13 protein-coding genes and 3 pseudogenes are annotated in these 16662 nt (G+C 66.3%); 6 read left to right on the forward strand and 10 right to left on the reverse strand.

Translation table 11 applies throughout. The features are described 5' to 3' along the window. The 6 genes and pseudogenes from tap to IE264_RS33550 all read right to left on the reverse strand — a co-directional run. Nucleotides 1–1179, reverse strand: a pseudogene (gene tap, locus IE264_RS33525) (telomere-associated protein Tap); the annotation flags it as partial. A gap of 269 nt (nt 1180–1448) precedes the next feature. Then, nucleotides 1449–1730: a hypothetical protein gene (locus IE264_RS33530; RefSeq protein ID WP_063605798.1), complete on the reverse strand. Its 282-nt coding sequence runs from the start codon at nt 1728–1730 to the stop codon at nt 1449–1451. Between the two features lie 16 nt (nt 1731–1746). After that, the gene (locus IE264_RS33535) at nt 1747–2022 is read right to left on the reverse strand and encodes a hypothetical protein (protein WP_032759616.1); all 276 of its coding nucleotides are present in this window, start codon (nt 2020–2022) and stop codon (nt 1747–1749) included. Continuing rightward, a complete protein-coding gene (locus tag IE264_RS33540) occupies nt 2022–2255 on the reverse strand; it encodes a hypothetical protein (protein WP_032759617.1) in 234 nt (77 codons plus the stop codon). The genes IE264_RS33535 and IE264_RS33540 overlap by 1 nt, the downstream gene beginning before the upstream one ends. A gap of 248 nt (nt 2256–2503) precedes the next feature. Beyond that, complete coding sequence (locus tag IE264_RS33545; protein WP_190167755.1) at nt 2504–3001, reverse strand: hypothetical protein; 498 nt, start codon at nt 2999–3001, stop codon at nt 2504–2506. 318 nt (nt 3002–3319) lie between these two features. After that, nucleotides 3320–3541, reverse strand: a complete 222-nt coding sequence (locus IE264_RS33550) for a hypothetical protein (protein ID WP_032759618.1) — start codon at nt 3539–3541, stop codon at nt 3320–3322. A gap of 1804 nt (nt 3542–5345) precedes the next feature. Here IE264_RS33550 and IE264_RS33555 point away from each other — a divergent pair. Together IE264_RS33555 and IE264_RS33560 are read left to right on the forward strand one after the other, a co-directional pair. Beyond that, nucleotides 5346–5568, forward strand: a pseudogene (locus IE264_RS33555) (helix-turn-helix domain-containing protein); the annotation flags it as partial. Between the two features lie 147 nt (nt 5569–5715). Beyond that, nucleotides 5716–6487, forward strand: a pseudogene (locus IE264_RS33560) (transposase). An 8-nt stretch (nt 6488–6495) separates the two neighbouring features. Here the strand turns inward: IE264_RS33560 and IE264_RS33565 are convergent. The 3 genes from IE264_RS33565 to IE264_RS33575 all read right to left on the reverse strand — a co-directional run bounded on the left by IE264_RS33565 (nt 6496) and on the right by IE264_RS33575 (nt 9713). Next, nucleotides 6496–7098, reverse strand: coding sequence for a hypothetical protein (locus tag IE264_RS33565; RefSeq protein ID WP_032759621.1), 603 nt, complete (start codon nt 7096–7098; stop codon nt 6496–6498). Nucleotides 7099–7423: 325 nt separating this feature from the next. Continuing rightward, the gene (locus tag IE264_RS33570; protein ID WP_051821998.1) at nt 7424–8056 is read right to left on the reverse strand and encodes a hypothetical protein; all 633 of its coding nucleotides are present in this window, start codon (nt 8054–8056) and stop codon (nt 7424–7426) included. Between the two features lie 1081 nt (nt 8057–9137). Continuing rightward, nucleotides 9138–9713: a hypothetical protein gene (locus tag IE264_RS33575; RefSeq protein WP_032759622.1), complete on the reverse strand. Its 576-nt coding sequence runs from the start codon at nt 9711–9713 to the stop codon at nt 9138–9140. An 891-nt stretch (nt 9714–10604) separates the two neighbouring features. On the opposite strand from IE264_RS33575, the gene IE264_RS33585 reads away from it, so the two are divergent. The 3 genes from IE264_RS33585 to IE264_RS33595 all read left to right on the forward strand — a co-directional run bounded on the left by IE264_RS33585 (nt 10605) and on the right by IE264_RS33595 (nt 13117). After that, nucleotides 10605–10988, forward strand: a complete 384-nt coding sequence (locus tag IE264_RS33585) for an SH3 domain-containing protein (protein WP_063605799.1) — start codon at nt 10605–10607, stop codon at nt 10986–10988. A gap of 100 nt (nt 10989–11088) precedes the next feature. Then, nucleotides 11089–11897 (forward strand): IS5 family transposase gene (locus IE264_RS33590; RefSeq protein ID WP_190167756.1). Its coding sequence is split into 2 segments (ribosomal slippage): nt 11089–11428 and nt 11428–11897, totalling 810 coding nucleotides; the frame shifts between segments, so codons are not numbered across the junction. Between the two features lie 797 nt (nt 11898–12694). Beyond that, complete coding sequence (locus tag IE264_RS33595) at nt 12695–13117, forward strand: peptidoglycan-binding domain-containing protein (protein ID WP_051822000.1); 423 nt, start codon at nt 12695–12697, stop codon at nt 13115–13117. A 1617-nt stretch (nt 13118–14734) separates the two neighbouring features. Here IE264_RS33595 and IE264_RS33600 read toward each other — a convergent pair. Further along, entirely contained in the window at nt 14735–15193 is a 459-nt protein-coding gene (locus IE264_RS33600) for a DUF2690 domain-containing protein (protein WP_229887896.1), read from the reverse strand. Between the two features lie 138 nt (nt 15194–15331). Here IE264_RS33600 and IE264_RS33605 point away from each other — a divergent pair. Continuing rightward, nucleotides 15332–16524 (forward strand): IS3 family transposase gene (locus tag IE264_RS33605; protein ID WP_099126664.1). Its coding sequence is split into 2 segments (ribosomal slippage): nt 15332–15596 and nt 15596–16524, totalling 1194 coding nucleotides; the frame shifts between segments, so codons are not numbered across the junction. Nucleotides 16525–16662: the final 138 nt, after the last annotated feature.

Raw genomic sequence — 16662 nt, forward strand, 5'->3', positions numbered from 1 at the left:
CTACTCTCCGTTGTCGACGTCGGTGACGGTGCCGTCCTTGATGTACCGGGCGAGGTTGAGCTCCGGGGCGTTGAACCGCTCGCGGACCTCCTCACCCCACAGGAGGCTCTGGGTACCCTCGTGCTTGACCAGGCCGGGGTTGATGCCGAGCTTGAAACCCCCGGGCAGCGGCTTGCCCTCCCGGTAGGGCAGGAAGTCCAGCGGGCTCTCTCCGTTGGCGGCGTAGACGACGCAGTCGGACAGGACCGCGACGGGGTACTGCCCGGTGAACGCCGCGTGCTTCACGATCTTGCGGTGCAGGTTGACCCGCGTACGGGCGATGACCGCCGCGCGGATGTCGGGCCGCCACGTCGGCCGGGACAGGGCCCGCCACGGCTCGCCCGGCCGCCATCCCTCTCCCCGGGGCCGCTCGCGCAGCTTGCCCAGGCCGCCCTTCACCGTCGCCTTGATGGCCGAGACGACGATCGCCAGCTCCGGGTCCCGGCTGCGGTAGCCGTCCATCGCGGTGAGGAAGTCGGCCGGGGCGAGGTCTGCGCCGACACCGAGGCCGGCCATCGTGGCAAGGTAGGCGTCGCGCAGCCGCTGGTACCAGCCGTCCAGGTAGCGGCCGTTCTCGTACCGGACGTACGCCTCGGTCGGCGTGACGTCGTAGCCGAGCTCGACCGCGTACGCCACGGTCGGCGTCGCGTACCAGGCCGGGCCTTTCGGGCGGTCGCCCTTCGGTGTGAACGGGGAGGGCAGCAGGCTGCCGTCCAGGTCCACCCATTCCTTGCCGGCCTTCACGCGGGACAGGTCGACGTGGGAGAGGTCGACCAGCCACGAGCCGGGCAGCTTCGGGTCGAACACCGGGTTCGTGACCCGGGTCGGCTCGCCGAGGCCGACGTTCAGGCCGTTGGCTCCGGCGGCGAAGGCCATGTTCACGTCGATGCCGACCAGATGGCGCAGGGTGCACTCGGCATCCGTCATCGGCCGCGCCCAGTCGTACGCCTCCTCGAACAGCTTCTCCGCCGGGCCCCGCACGTGGAAACGCGGCAGGCCCTTGAGGAGCGGGTGCCCGTCGGGGGCCTCGCACGGCGCGCAGTCCACCGGGTCCTTACCCAGCGAGCCGGGGTTGTGCTCGGAGTGCCGCCTGCCGTCGGTATCCGGCTCGGAGGCCCGGGTCGGCGGGTGCAGCGCCGTCCGCCGTGCTGTCCGCAAACTTCTGCAGACCCTCCAGGTCAGGCTCTGAGCGAGGGACCCGCACAGGACGAGGGACGTGGCGGCCTGCGTAAGGTTGTCCTCGGCAGCAGCCCGACAGGCCAGGTCCATCATCGCCAACATGCCGTGGAGCACTTTGTCCTCGCCGTCGGCTTCCTCCTCCTGGCGGGCGACCAGGACGCGATCGGCCTCATTCAGGACCGTGGACCAGACATTCCCGAAAGCCTCCGGCCGTACCCCGGTCAGGGGTGTCAGGCACAGGTCGGCGTGCGACTGGGCATCTCCTCGGCCGAGCGGTAGTCCAACACGGTGCCGCACGACATCGAGCCGTGGTCGTCATGTGCCGCGCCGCCAGACCATTCCCGGGAGATCCCCGGAGTGGGCCGGGCACAGGAACACGACCAGGCCGGGCCCGTGCCGGACTCCACGGCGGCCCGTTCGCGCGGCACGGACGCATCGAGGGAGCAGTCCAACACGTTGCGGAGCGCGCTGATCTCACGGTGGGCGGCGAGCTGCTGGAAGACGCTGGGCACTGCGATCCCTTCGCGGTCAGACTTCGATGAACGCGACAACCACCACGGTGCCCAGGGCGCTCACCCAGTACAGGAGCCTCACGCGCTCGACGTCGTCGGCGTATTCGCGCAGCCGGGGGCTGGCGGCGGTGCCGGGGAGCGGTTCGCCGGCGTCGGGGTCGACGGAGAGGACGACCAGGGCGCGGTCCAGGGCGTGGAGCTCGGCCTCGCTGGTGATGGTGTCCAGCTGCTTGGCGGCGGAGTCGGAGAACGCGATCCGGGCGCGGCGGCGTGGGCCGTGCGGTGAGGGCATCAGGCGGCGGCCGTGCGCTGGGCGGTGAGCCGGGCGAGGTGGGCCTCGCGCAGCTCCTCCCACGGCGTGCATTCCTCCACCGCGGGCAGGCCGTTGGTAGCGATGTCCTCCAGGACGGCGGCGAGCTGGTCGGCGCTCTCGCGGGTCCGGGCCGCGTACGCGCGCAGTCCGTCAGCGGCGTCGGGCTCCAGCTGCTGCCTGGTGGTGTCGGCGGGGGCCGGCTGTTCGCTCATCGAGGGCTCCAGAGGGCGGAACTGGCGTGTCCCGCCACGGTATCGCCGGTCAGCCGAGCCCGGGAGCACTCCGCAGGAACCCGTCCCACTACTACGCTCCGTGCTTCCTGCCTGTGCGCGGGAGGCCAAATCTTGCATGTCACGCTCCACCCGAATGTCCTGTGACAGCGAACTTTGACCGATTGCCATCAAAGGTGGACCACAGCGGAAATACGCAGGCTGATCTCAGTCAGCCTGCGAGCGGGCTCTCAAGATGCACCACAAATCGGTGCGTCTTCCGGGGCCTTGCTCCAGCTCTCCCGAAGATCGACCATGTGCACTCCGGGCGATACGGGTTTCCATGTAGAGGTGGCCAGCGCTCCCCCACCAGTACGGGCCCAGCTCCTGCCGTGAGGGTCCCGAAACTCCAACCAGAGTGATGACAGCTCTTCATCGGTGACCTGCACGGATGGAAACAGGTCGTGGAAGCTGGCGCGCAGTGAGCCAGTGGGGATTTGGATCTGCTTGCAGGGCTCGAGCGAACGCAAATCCCACCAAAGACGCCTGCGCGGCAGGAAGAGGCGCATCTTCGCTGGGTGCGGGTTGCCGTTCATCACGACTATGGAGGACGGAGTTCGGTAGAAGTCAACCTGCTCAGCGAAGGCTCTCTGGCTCGCTTCGGCCGCTTGCTTCTCCTCCCTATCAGCGCGCTGCTCCGCTCTGATCCCCAGAATCAGCCCCGCGAGTGCGGCAACGACGGTAAGCACAGCACCTACGCCCCTGCCGATCTCCGCCCATGCAGGCGCGGGTCCCGTGGGGTCTGCCGGGTCTGCCGGGTCTGCCGGGTCTGCCGGGTCTGCCGGGTCTGCCGGATTCTGAGGTACCGGGGCCGTAGGAGCGTCACCGTCGGAACCAGCCGCACGCCCAGGATCAACGCCGGCGGGCACAGGTCGCTCCCCACTGCTCGCTTCAGCCATGCACCTGAGATTACAAGCGCACTGTGAGTCCAGGGCCTCCTTCTCAAGACGGGAGATCGCCGGTCCAACTTGATTGACAAACGGTCAAAGTTCGCTGTCACAGGACAATTAGGACTCCGCAGCGCCGTACCCGGCCAGCTCCGCGAAGCCGGCGATGCCGATGACCGCGGTCATGCCCACGATGGCCGACAGTGAGAACGAGGCGGCACCCAGCACGGCGGCGGCGAACTGCAGGCCGGTGAGCGTCAGGCAGGTGCCCCAGAGTGCGCAGCCGCCGACGGTGGAGTGGAACTCGTTCTGCGCGATGAATAGCGGGATGCGGGAGAGCAAATCAATTGCCCTCCGAAGGGACGTGCTCGTTCCGTATGCATGTCCAATGGTGCTTGTGCGCGAATGCTCCGGATGCGATCAGGAGAATCCATCCGGCATCGATCAGTCCGGCTCCTCCAGCGCCACCTTCACGCCACGTGGGCCACGTTCGTGTGAGCTCCCAAATCCACACAGCAGCAGCAGATGCGAGAAAGAGAAGCGACAGTTTCCCTTCCCGCGAAGAAAGGACGGGTTTTCTAGACACAACACGCCTCCGGGAGGTCAGAACTACGAGCTTAATGATGCCAGGCGGACTCGGCGCATAGGCTCGTCCGTAGACCGCAGCGGCGTGGAGTGTGTGTGGGACAGGGCCGGTGCCTGACAGGCTTGATCCCGGGATGGAGTACGACCGGCCCGCAGCAGCCCGGCAGTCCACGCGACCGTCGGGGCTCTCCTACAGAAGCGCGGTCGTCACCTTGCTCAGACAGGCGAACCGCCCCGGGAAACTGTGGTCGGCAGTCCTGTCGGACACGCCTTCGGCGGGTTCGGACGCGGGGCTGGCACCCTGTCGTTGACCGTGATCAGTTTCAGCGCGCGCCAGCGCAGCTTGATCCTGGACGAGCCCTGTGAATCGGACACGGCTGCCGGAAAGAGAGCGCGGATCAGGCAAGCAGAAAGGCGGTCTGCAGTGGGCGGCTACGCCTGCTTGTGCTTCGCTTCTTGGTCTGTGTCCGTGTGGGAAGGAGAGCCTCCGACCGGGTCCGTCTCCTGGCCCACGCCTTCAAGACGGTCGAGGGCTGCAGCAGACGGTTCCGGGCTGCGTATCAGCCACCACGTACCGAGAAGCCCCCCGCCGAGAGCCACAAGTGCGACTGTCAGAGCGGCGAACCGCATCCACCCTTCGTGGTCGAGGGAGAAAAATGCCGCACCGAAGCATATGAGCCACCAGAAGCCGGTTCTCCGCAGCCACAGCTCAAACCCATCTGACACGATAGACCCCTTAAGTCGCTTTCGGCATTCTGCCCTATTTGACGGAGCCTGCCCGCAGCGCAGCCTCGCGAGGCGTTTGCGCTGTGTGGCAATCATGCAGAAAAGTCCACTTTCAGCCCTAATCGAGGCTGCCAGGCAATCTTATAGCCCTTCCGGGCACGCCGAGGGCCGTCTGAGTGCGTGCGCCGCAACGGTCACGCCAACGACTGTTGTGGATAGTCGAGAATTCACCTTCGGGATCGGCCGGTATCCCGGCCGAGGCCACCGCTTAGGTTTCTCGTGGATCCCTGCAGCCCGGCCTCTTTTTCCCGACTCGCCCTGGCGGGGCTTAATGGAAGACGAAAAGCGAAATGACGACAGGGGGGTGAAGAGTAAGAAAACTTCCAGCCTTTTAGTTGCAGCTTCCCGTAAAGCGCATGCGTGAACCGCCATGACCAACAACGCGACGAGCGATACTTGTCTTTGGGGATTCAATGTGAAATCTCGAAAAACTCGCAGGAAAAATTCTGATCTCACGGAGTGGTCCGCCTTCGACCCGCTGGGGGGGCGCCCCTATGGGTTTCGAAGGGAATCGGGCTGGACCATATGGCGTGAGCGAAGGACCAGCGAGGCGAGCCGCCCATGGACGCCGTTTTCGCCCTGGTCCTGATCGCGCAGCGCCCGGCCAGCTCCGGTTGCCGCCGGGCACTGGTAGGCCGACGATCCGGACATCCTCATAGTGAGCTTCTTCGAGTTGGCCACCGATCGGGTGATGGGCCGTGAAGCGCAACGAGCTAGGCCCCCGGGGCTGTTGATCGAGATGCCTGACGTCTCATCACGCTGCTCGGGGGCCTCGTTGGTCGTCCATCCTGCCGCACCCCACCTGCCGCATGCACTCGTGGAGTGGGTCACGATGCTGATCGTCACCCGTGAGGGCGACCGGCGCTGCAAGCTCCGTCCGTCCCAGCGCGCGATGGTGGCAATGGTGTACCTGCGCGAACACACCAGAGCGCCGCCGGGTCGGGATCAGCGAGTCCACCGCCCACGCCTACACCAGCGCGGTCGTCGGCCTGCTCGCCACTCTGGAGCGGCACCGCCGACGAAGCTCAATGAGCTTCTTCGAGTTGGCCACCGATCGGGTGATGTGCCGTGAAGCGCAACGGACGAGGCCCCCGAGCTGTTGATCGAGATGTCTGACATCTCAATCACGTTGCTCGGGGGCCTCGTTGGTCATCCATCCTGCCGCACTCGACCTGCCGCATGCGCTCGTGGAGTGGGTCACCATGCTGGTGGTCACTCGTGAGGGCGACCGGCGCTGCAAGCTCCGTCCGTCTCAGCGGGCGATGGTGGCACTGGTGTATCTACGAGAGCACACCACTCTGGCGAAGATCGCCGCCGGGTTCGGGATCAGCGAGTCCACCGCCCACGCCTACACCCGCGCGGTCGTCGACCTGCTCGCCGAACGAGCACCGGGTCTGCTCAAGACGCTGCGCGAGCACGATCCCGAATTCGTCCTGCTCGACGGCACCCTCGCCGAGTGCGACCGGGTCGGCGACGGCCGGGCCGACTACTCCCACAAGCACCGGCGCCACGGCGTGAACGTGCAGGTCGTCACCGATCCCGGCGGCCGGCTGCTGTGGATCTCACCCGCCCTGCCGGGCCGCACACACGACCTGACCGCCGCCCGTACCCACCGGATCATCCGGATCTGCGAGCGCCAGGATGTTCCCATCCTGGCCGATCTCGCCTACCAAGGCGCCGGGCCGGGGCTGACGACCGGCATCAAACGCAAGCCACTCCAGGAACTCACTCCCACCGAGAAGACCCTCAACCGGGCACTGGCCGCAGCACGAGCACCCGTGGAACGCGGTGTCGCGAGCCTGAAGTCCTGGCGGATCTTCCAGGTCCCGGTGCAGCCCCAACCGCATGACGTCAATCACCAAGGCCATCCTCACGCTGGAGAGGCAACCCTGGCGGAGCATGGAGGATGGTCACTAGAAGCAGCCTCAAGCGACCAGCTGGCTGACCCAGCGCGCCAGAGAGAGACCGCAAACAGCGCCCAGACCATTGGATACCAGGAACATCGAGTTCTGAATAGTAGACAGACCACGCATCGCCGGATCAGCCCCCAGAGCGACAATCCTGCGGGGGCTCATCAACCAGAAGGCTCCGCGCAGGCCGGTCGTCCGGATGGTCCACACCGTCACGACGACGATGAGGGCAAGGCACGGAACGGCACCCACGAGCCGCCAGACACTAAAGCCGAAATCCTGGGAATGCAGCAGAAGATCCACCAGGGCTGACACGGGGAGTGCCGCCAGAACAACCCGGAAGAACTCATGACCGCGGCGCTCCGGGCCATATATCTCGTTACTGAGAACGGAGACGGCCACACAGACAGCCGGTGTAAGCACCACGACGAACAGGATGTTCCATCCCGTTCCCGGGCCACAGGCAACTCCGTACCTCGCCCCGCACGAGCCGCCCAGGATGAGCGCCCGCACGGCGAAGTACCAGAAGAAGACTCCCCAGGTGAATACCGCCGTCAGCAACGACATGGCCGCATAACCCATCAGCCCGGGGGTCGTTCTGACCGAGGTCTCAGCCATGCGTTCTTCCCATCTGCGCCTCTTCGCGCGCCCACCTCCGCCACCGATTTGAAGGGCTCCGGTGGCCACCGCCTGAGCGCGCCTCCAACTGTCCTTGCGGAGGAGTGAATCATGTCCGCGTCACCCCAGGAACAGCTTCAGACGTCAGACATCTCGCTCAGCAGCCCGAGGGCTTCGCTCGTTGCGCTTCACGGGCCGTCACCCGATCGGTGGCCTACTCGAAGAGGCTCAATGAACAACGCGAAGATCGAGAAGCACATGGGGAGGGGCGAAGCGTGACCGAGCGCTACGGCTGGCTGGTCCGGTCAGTCACAGCGCTCCGGACTCACCACAGCTCTCCAGGTCCTATGACAGTGAGTCCCACCTGCTCGGCAAGCCAGTGTGCGTACGGCTCCCTCACCTGGCGGCCGTCAATGCAGACGCTACGAACGTGAAGCAGGACGGTGTGATCGTCGGCGGGCTCGTCGAGTTCGCGGGTGCGTGTGTTGAACAGGAGCGACACCTCGGCATGCTTGCGCTCGCCAAGGAAGTCCAGCTCAGGTGCATCCGGCCAGCACAGCCACTCCCAGTTGATCCAGCCCCTGCTCGGGCCGATCGCCGCTGCGAAGACGTCCTCAATTCTTCCGATCGGCAGGTGGTCGAGCTCGCACTTCACCGGCAGCCGTCCTTCGTACACCGCCGGATCGGTCGGCAGATCACGCCCTGCGAGGCCAGCCACCAGCAGGGGCCACTGCTCCCGTGGCACTCCGCCGACCTCCCGATAGTCAAAATCCCCCGCGTACTGCCCCTGGGGCAGCTCCCTCGCCACCCGCTGCACCTCCGCAACAGAGCAGAGCTCGGCATACGCGGTGACCCGAGAGTCCTCGCGGCGGCCGAACTCCATCAGACGGCGCGCGGTGCTGAGAGCCAGGCCCAGGTCAGAAGTACGGAAGACGGGGTAGGCGACGTCGTTGGACATGCGGGCGACTGTGCCACGCCCCGTCCTCGCAGGTCACGAGATTTTCACTGCGAACCGCTCAGGCGCCTATAGGGCCATGATCAGGTCACGTCGCTGAAGAGGCTCAACGGACCATTAATCTGCCGCAGTCATGAATGATCATCAACCTCGGCCAGCTGCTGGCGAGCGACACCACCCGGTGCCGCGCTCGTGGCTGCAGTCAGCCGGCGCTTCCAGCTCGCGCGGAAGATGATCTCTCCACGAAGTAGTCGACGCTCGCCCAGGACAACCCGGCAGGGCAGCGTTCCACAAGTACGGCAAGCGGGCCCGGCACCGGACAGGGAGGCGGATCGGGCTGGCGGCACAGCCGATGGAGGAGACGTTGCTGCAGCCGTCGTGGTGCGAGCCGAGGTCATCGACGGCCTGGTCCCAGATCGCATCGCGCTTCTGGGCGTTGCCCGCCTCCAGTTTCCCTCGAATTCCCCTGGCTCCGAACGCTGTTCGCACTACGCTCGCCTGCAGACCGCACCGACATGGAGTGTGTGGAGCAGGTCCGGTGCCTTACAGGTTTCGTCCTGGGATGGAGTACGACCGGACCGCAGTCGGCCCCGACAGCCTGCACGGCTGCCGGGGGCCGGAGCGTCAAAAGCCACTGCAGCCGTGGAAGCTTGGCCACTCACCCACCGGCCTGTCCTTACGGAACAACGCCGGAGGGGTGGAATGCGGGCGGGACGGTTACGGCACGTCAGGCGCACCGAAGCGGCAGGTCCGCCCGACGGAAAGGGAGCAGCCGTTGCCGAGCAGCTGATTCCCCGGAAGTGCAGAAACCGAGTCCCGGGGTGTGAGGTGCACGTTGGGCTGGGCGTTCCGCGGGATTACTGAGACGGTGCTCGGCATCCGTGTACCTCACATACCGCGAGCAGGAACCGGGCTGTGTCCAGGGTACGGAGACCGCTCGGGTCGTCCCCTGGGCTGCATCGGGGCGGTCAGGCAGAAGTTCTCGTCGTCAGCCCGCAGCCGTGACCCCGTAGCACCGACCGGACGATAGCTGGCATGACTTGCCACATCGGGTGCCAGGTCCCTGCACGGTCACCGTCTACGGCTATGAGCCGGATTGCGCGGAGACGGCCAAGACCGGGTTGTAGAAAACGGAGCGTCCCTGCTTGGAGCGTACGAGCAGTCCTTGCGCGACTCCCTGTTCCAGAGCGTTGCGTACGACGGTTACCTGTACCGGGCGCTCAGGATGTGCCTCGGTCAGCGCCGCGGACACCTCCGCAGCCGACTTGGGCTCACTCTGTCCAGTCAGGTGGGCCGCGGCCAGCTCGAGCCAGGTGGGCTCACCGGGCTTCTTGGGCGACGCCGCTTTCTTCGAGGCCTTGCGCCCGGTAGCAGCACCCGCCTTGCCTGCTGCCGCCCTGCCGTTGGAGCGGCGGGCTGCGGGAACCGCGGCTGTCTTGCTGCCCTTGCCCTTCTTGGCCGTCTGCTTGGGTGTGGTGCCGAGCACCTCCTGCATCTTCGTCAGGACCTGCTCGCTCTCCTCCAGGCGGACAAGTTCCTCCTGCAGCCGTGCAAGTTCGGTGCGCACGCGCTCCTGCTCGCTCCGGTTCGCCGACAGGTCGTCCGTGACCCGCTGGGCATAGTCTGCCGTGATGCTCGGGGTGGGAGGGTTTTTGGACATGTGGTCCTCGGCTTTCGACGCGATGGGGGGTGGGTGTAGCGACGATGGTACCCACACAGATCCGGCCAACCCCCCAACGTCCATGGAGACATCGCAGCCGCCTGACGTGCACCGCTCTCGAACACCGAACCTGTTCGCGTCTCTCTATCCAGCCCTCACCTGCGCAGGGCGACCGGAAATCGCCGCAGATCCATGAGGGTGCGAGCACTACGGACGGCAGGTAATCGTTGCGGTGCACTGAGCTACTTCAGCGGCCGCTCCAAAGGGTGAGCGGCTCTATGCGGTTGATCGGTCTCCGGTCTGCGGTTCCGTCCGCAGGTCACCGTCGCGGGTGACGGGAGGCATCGTCGAGGTCACCGCCGGCGGCCTCCGCTCCGGCCTGTATCTGGGAGATCGCCCAGGACCCCAGCCACATCGATGCGACCTTGCCGCAACTTTTGCCAGTCGCCCGCCTCAGCACAGGCCCTTCTCGCTGCGGAGGGGCTCGCTCGCGGCGCCAGCAGAAGGTTGCACGACGAGCGATCTGGCCCGGCGCCTCAACGTCACTGCGGCAGCGGCCCGTCAGCACGCGACCGTGCTGCGCAACACCGATCTCATCACCAGCAGCCGCCGAGGCGGGGCCGTGCTGCACACCGCGCTCGGGCTGGCTCTGCTGCGGACCGGCGCCCTGACAAAACCGTGAGGCCCGAGGGCTCCACGGCGTCCGGCTGGGCGCGAGACCCCCGCCTGCCGACCCGGCACCTTTTAAGCCGTCGCTTAAAAGATGGGCCGCAGGTGGCCGACCCCTCCAGGATGTGAAGCCACAACCAGGTGACACCGCTCGGCCAGCCGAGTCTGCTCCTCCGTACGTGTGCCACACCCAGAACCGACGACGCAAGGGGAATCGATTCCATGACCGTCACAGCAGCACGCAGCACCAGGTCACCGCGTCGCTCCGCCGCCCGCGCGGCGGCCGTGGCGGCGCTATCCGCCGCCGCGCTCCTCGGCGGCGGTCTCACGGCCCAGGCCGCCGCACCCGCACGCACGACGGGCGCGGCCGTGGAGCTCACGCCAGCCGGTGCGCTCGCCACCCAGTGCTACTACAGGGTCAACGCCACCGGCGGTCTGGTGATCCGCAGCGGTCCCGGCACCACCTACACGCGCGTCGGGTCCTACCCCAACGGCGCCACGGTCCTCGCGTTGGCGTCCACCACCAACGGCTTCCGCAACGTGGGCACCAACCGCTGGGTCTCTGCGGCGTACCTCGTCCGCATCACCAGCTATCCCTGCGAATGACAAGGGACCCGCGCCGGGGGCACGGTCTTAACTGATCGTTTCAGAATGAAGTTTGCTGTGCCCCTTGGCGGTTGGGTGATGTGTCGGCAGGATCTGTTGGGTGTCTGCTGATCTTGTGTCTGATGACCTGTGGGAACGTGTGGCTCCGCTGCTGCCGGCTCGTGCTCCGCGTCGGCACCGTTACCCGGGGCGGTTGCCTGCCGATGACCGTGCTGCTCTGTGCGGGATCGTTTACGTGTTGCGCAAGAGTGTGAGCTGGCGGGACGTCCCCGCTGAGCTTGTCGGGTGCAGTGGGGTGACGGCCTGGCGCCGTCTGCGGGACTGGACCGAGGCCGGAGTGTGGCCACGCCTTCACGAGGTCCTGCTGGCAGAGCTTCGCAGAGACGGACTGCTGGAGATGGACGACGCGGCGATCGATGCCTCACACGTCAGGGCCCTCAAAGGGGGGCTCACACCGGACCTTCGCCGGTTGACCGAGCGCGGCCGGGCAGCAAGCACCACCTGATCGTCGACCGGAACGGAACTCCGCTCGCTGTCTCTCTGACCAGCGGAAACCGTCACGACGTCACTCAGCTCATGCCCTTGCTGGACGCGATGCCCCGTATTCGTGGTCTGCGCGGCCGGCCACGGCACCGGCCCCGGCGGCTGTTCGCCGACCGCGGCTACGACTTCGACAAGTACCGCCGTCTCGTCCGGGCTCGCGGCATCACACCCAAGATCGCCCGACGTGGTGCCCCGCACGGTTCCGGCCTGGGCAAGACTCGATGGGTTGTCGAGCGGACCTTTGCCTGGCTCCACCAGTTCAAACGGCTCCGCATCCGCTACGAGATACGCGCCGACCTCTACCTGGGCCGCCTCCAACTCGCCTGCAGCATCATCTGCTTGAGACGGCTCAAAACCTCATTCTGAAACGACCAGTTACTGCCCGAGGAGACCGGCGGCCGCGGAATCTCCGTCATCTACCGGTCCAACGCAGACCTGGACGCCGCGCCGATCCTCTGGCTCATCGCCGGCCCCTGACCAGGCATCTCATAGAAGCGACCCCCGGCTGCCGGGGGTCGCTTTCGTGTGAGCGGTACGCCGCTTCTCCAGTCGCGCCAGACCCGGGCCCGGAAGCGTCGGGCAACGTCGGATGGTCCCGTCATCTCCGCGTGTTCCAAGGCAAACGTGGCAGGGCCACGGGACTGCACATACACCATCTTCGCGGAGGGCCGGGGCGGTCGCTCCGGGCCACAATAGGGGCCACCACCCCTGATGACGATCAAGGGTTTTCGGCCCGCAGAGCGCCTTCTGCGGTCTCGGCTGCTCCGAAGGCTTACCGGCCAGATGCGCTGCGAAATTTATGAGCACATTGCGGTCACCGTCCCCCCGCCAGGGACTTTCGCAAGCTTCTTCTTTTTACACAGGCGTGTCTGCCTGCGACATGGATGTAGGAGTCGGCGGAGACCGGGGCATCGAGTCATAACCATCCAGCTGTGCCGCAGTCCTGGGTGGAAAGAGACGCTCGTTGTCCTCTGGTGAAATCCAGCGGTGACCGCCGTATCAGAATCATGATTCCCAGCAGGGCAAGGCAGTCGCTGGACACTTTCGGTCTGTCCTGAACAGAGTTATGTTTCTGGTGGGCATGTCCCTGTCGTGCCAGTCTGTCGCCGCATCAGCCGGACTCGGCCTGATCCCCAAAAAGCTGCACCGATTAAGGAGAACTCATGAGCATGCGGCCTTCGATGCGATTCCGTGGCGCGTTCACCGGAGCAGCGGTCTGCTCGGCCCTCGCCCTGGGAACCGTCCTGGCAGGCCCCGGCACGGCAGTCGCCTCGACGGAGACAGGGCGCAGCTCGACGGTCGCCTCCGCACAGGCTGCGTGCTCCGTCTACTGGAAAGTGGGCGTGGACTACGCGGGACTGACCGCGGGTTACAGCTGGGCGTGGAACGTCGTGATCAGGCAGGGAGACACCGGTGACCGGGTCCGGGAGATCCAGTGCCTCGCCATCTATCACGGTTACAGCCTGACGGTCGACGGGCAGTTCGGCCCCGCGACTAAGAACGCGGTCACTGCGTTCCAGCGCGCCCGGGGAATTGGGGCGGACGGCATCGTCGGGTCATCCACATGGCGCCAGCTGCGTAAGTAGCGATCCCGTTCCACGACGCCCAAGCCGCCGCGATGGGACCGGGCGTTCGTGGCCTTGTTGGGCGGCCCCTCGACGGGCAGGTTCTCGAAGTCACCGGCGGTCCGGCGAGGAGCTGGCAGAAGATGCACTCCTGATCACGACCGGGGCTTGTATAGAGCTGGCGGCCGGGCGCTCTTCGGCCCCGTCGAGGCTGATCTCGAAGGACCGTTCCTGTGGATCGGTGACACTCCCTGACCCAAGTGCACCGTTTGAGCGATATCGGGCCGGCGACTGTCACGCACGTCCTGATGTCGGCGCCGGGGACGGGAACTGTGCAGCCGGATATGCCGAGGAGCTGGCGTCGCTTCCCAGCATTGGCCCCGTTCCGTGCGCATGCCAGGTCCGGGTACGCCTCGCCGCTGAGAGTCGGCGAGCTGGCTCTCAGCGGCGAGGTGGTGTGGGTCCCGGCCGTCACACCCTGGGACCGCACCACAGGGTGTCCTTGGCCGAGGGATGGCGCGGGGCCACTGGTCGCGGCGGGTCACGGTGTTCCGTTGGCCCCATTCTCGCAGGGGCTGCCCAGACCGGAGGCTCCGCCGGTCCCACCGCGGAAGAGGAGGCCCCCGGTGCCGATGGCGCCGCCGTTGCCGCCGCACCATCGGCGCTGGTGCCCGTCTTGGCGCCGCCGTTGTGCAAGCTGGCGCGAAACCCGAGCCTGGAGAAGCGGAATCTGCTGTTCGCTGCCACGGTGACTGCGGCCTACCTGTCAGCGTGCGGGATGCCGGTGAGTCCTGGCCTGGACACCGTCCTCCCTCTGGCCCGCGCAGCCCGGGACGGTCTCCCGGTACGGGAGGTCGCTGCTCAGATCAAGACCTGGACGAGCTGACCTTCTCGTCAGGTGGCGTCTCTCCGGACGCACAAGCCGGCCCGAATGCCGTCGCGACCCCGCCGGTCGACGACAGCCGCCATAACGGCATCGAGGAACACATAGCCGCGTTTGACGGATACGTACTCGTCCGACCAGCCGTCTGCGGAGTACCGGGCGGGGCCAGTGCAGTAGTAGGCGTCGACGCCTGCCTGGGTGATGACGTAGTGGTGGTCGACGTCGGCGACGCTCTACTGGCGGGTACAGAAGTCTGGCAGGTCGGCGATCAGCGCGTTCCCGGGTAAGCCGTGTTCGTCGCGGACCGCCTGAGGTAGGTGGCGGCGCAGCTCCGGACGTCGGCGAGAGTGACAGATACCGAGAAAAGAAGTTCTGGACCCGGCCATCTGATCATCACCCGTGCGGTGAGCGACGGCATCGGTGTCGTCACCGCATCCAATGGGATCGACCATGAAAACGTCAGTCAGCTCCCCGAGGCACTACTCCCGGGGCGGTGCCCCCGGGCAGACCCATCGACCCGAAGCAAGCAAGCCGGCCGCCCAAGCTTTCGGCCTCGAGCAGGAAGACGGTGCAAGAGCCCCGGCGCACGAGGTACGGGGTGCTGCGGGGCCAGGGCTGCCGAGGAGGGGGCGGAATGCTGGCGAATAGCGGCAAGGCTCAACGGCCGCCGGGAGCCCCTCCAGCGAAAGGATGCTCCGTAGAGTGCCTCAGCCGAGGTCGAGATTCCCACACGTCCGCAGGCGCGCTCTACCTTCTCAGCAGAAGCCTTCCCAGGCATTGTCGGCATGCGTTCCGGTGAAAGCGAGGGGCTGCCCCGACGCGTTCCGTACGATGGCCATGGCCGTGATGCAGGTGGCTCCTGGAGCAAAGACCTGCATTCCGAACGAGCTTCCGCTAGCTGGATCGTATGCGTAATCCTGGAAGAATCCGAGCCAACCTCCCTGGCCGTCGGGCTGACTGGAGATACGTCGGATCCCCTTGGTGACAATGTTCGAGCTGTTCGAGACACTCATAACAGCACGCACCCAGTTGGTCTGGCAGCTCGGTGAGTAGCGCACCTCCATCGTCCCGAAAATGGCTTGAGGGCTCCGGATCTGGCGTGTGCCGATGGTGACGGCGTCAGCCGCGCAACCGGTGGTGTGCGGATTCGACCCCGTATAGGGGTCGTACGGTGCGGCGGTGGCGTGCGTCGTCGACACCATGACGGCGCTCATGACGAACACTGCTACGGCCAGTGCACGCTGTCCGGTTCTTCCCATGGGCCCTCGGTTTCGGGTAGGTGAGCTGTACTGAGATTTGTGGAGTCCCTGATGCCAGGGTTACGGTCCTGGCGAAGGAGAACCACCAGCACCATGGCAGCACCACGTAAGTACCCGGATGAACTGCGCGAGCGCGCGATCCGTGAGGTCCGCACCACCGGCCGCCCGATCGCCCACGTCGCGAAGGACCTCGGCATCCATAAGGAGGCCCTGCGCGGCTGGGTCCGCCAGGCCGAGGCCGACCGCGGCGAGCGGGACGACCGGCTCACCACCGCCGAGCTCGACGAGCTGAAGCAACTTCGCAGGGAGAATGCGGAGTTGAGGCGGGCGAACGAGATCCTGAAAGCCGCATCGGTGTTTTTTGCCCAGGAGATCGACCGTCCCCGGACGAGGCCGAGCAGGTGATCGACCACCTGCGTCACAGAGGTCTCGGGGTCGATCCCGTCTGCCGGGTGCTGGAGCTGTCGCCGTCGACGTACTTCGCCCGCAAGAAGCGGCCGAAGTCCGCCCGCCGGCTCCGCGACGAACAGCTCATGCCGCTGATCGAAGAGGTCCACGCCGAGTCAGGCGGCACCTACGGCGCCCGCCGGATCACACGGGCCCTCGGGCGCAAGGGCGTCGAGGTGGCCCGCTGCACCGTCGAGCGGCTGATGGCCGAGCTCGGCCTGGAAGGCGTCATCCGAGGCCGGCGGCGCCGGACCACGGTTTCAGAGCCGTCGGCGCCGCGTCCGCCGGACCTGGTCGACCGCGACTTCACCGCCTCCCGGCCCGACCAGCTGTGGGTCGCGGACATGACCTATGTCCGCACCTGGTCGGGATGGGCGTATGTGGCGTTCGCCCTGGACGTGTACTCACGGATGATCGTCGGCTGGCAGGTCGCGAACCACATGCGCACAGAACTCCCGCTGGACGCCCTGGAGATGGCGCTGTGGCGACGCCGGATCAAGAAGGACTCCGGGCTGATACATCACAGCGACCGCGGGTCGCAATACGTATCAATTCGGTATACCGACCGGCTCTCTGACATCGGTGCCTCCGCGTCGGTCGGCTCCGTCGCGGACAGCTACGACAACGCGATGGCCGAGGCCCTGAACGGCACCTTCAAGGCCGAGCTGATCGAGATGCAGGGCCCCTGGAAGGACGTCGACCAGGTCCAGCGGGCGATCTTCCAGTGGATCACCTGGTACAACGAGGAGCGTCTTCACTCCGCGCTCGACTACGTTCCGCCGGCCGAGTACGAAGAAGCCTTCTGGCGCAGCCAGGAGCAAACCCCGCAGTCCGCCTGAACCAATCAAGATCGGACTCTACGAAACTCGGGGCAGCTCATCCCGTATCTGTGTGGAGGGATTGCTCTTGTGTCTCGCGTATGTCTTCTGCCGCGTTCCGTCCCGCTGGGGCCCTCCGCGACTGCACCATGGGGTGAG

Origin of the sequence: Streptomyces microflavus, assembly GCF_014650075.1 — a bacterium.
Lineage (GTDB): Bacteria > Actinomycetota > Actinomycetes > Streptomycetales > Streptomycetaceae > Streptomyces > Streptomyces microflavus.

Coding starts and splice junctions, on each gene's coding strand:
- IE264_RS33585 (WP_063605799.1), top strand. CDS start 10,605: ATGACCGTCACAGCAGCACGCAGCACCAGGTCACCGCGTCGCTCCGCC.
- IE264_RS33570 (WP_051821998.1), bottom strand. CDS start 8,056: ATGTCCAACGACGTCGCCTACCCCGTCTTCCGTACTTCTGACCTGGGC.
- IE264_RS33600 (WP_229887896.1), bottom strand. CDS start 15,193: ATGAGCGCCGTCATGGTGTCGACGACGCACGCCACCGCCGCACCGTAC.
- IE264_RS33595 (WP_051822000.1), top strand. CDS start 12,695: ATGAGCATGCGGCCTTCGATGCGATTCCGTGGCGCGTTCACCGGAGCA.
- IE264_RS33535 (WP_032759616.1), bottom strand. CDS start 2,022: ATGCCCTCACCGCACGGCCCACGCCGCCGCGCCCGGATCGCGTTCTCC.
- IE264_RS33540 (WP_032759617.1), bottom strand. CDS start 2,255: ATGAGCGAACAGCCGGCCCCCGCCGACACCACCAGGCAGCAGCTGGAG.
- IE264_RS33575 (WP_032759622.1), bottom strand. CDS start 9,713: ATGTCCAAAAACCCTCCCACCCCGAGCATCACGGCAGACTATGCCCAG.
- IE264_RS33565 (WP_032759621.1), bottom strand. CDS start 7,098: ATGGCTGAGACCTCGGTCAGAACGACCCCCGGGCTGATGGGTTATGCG.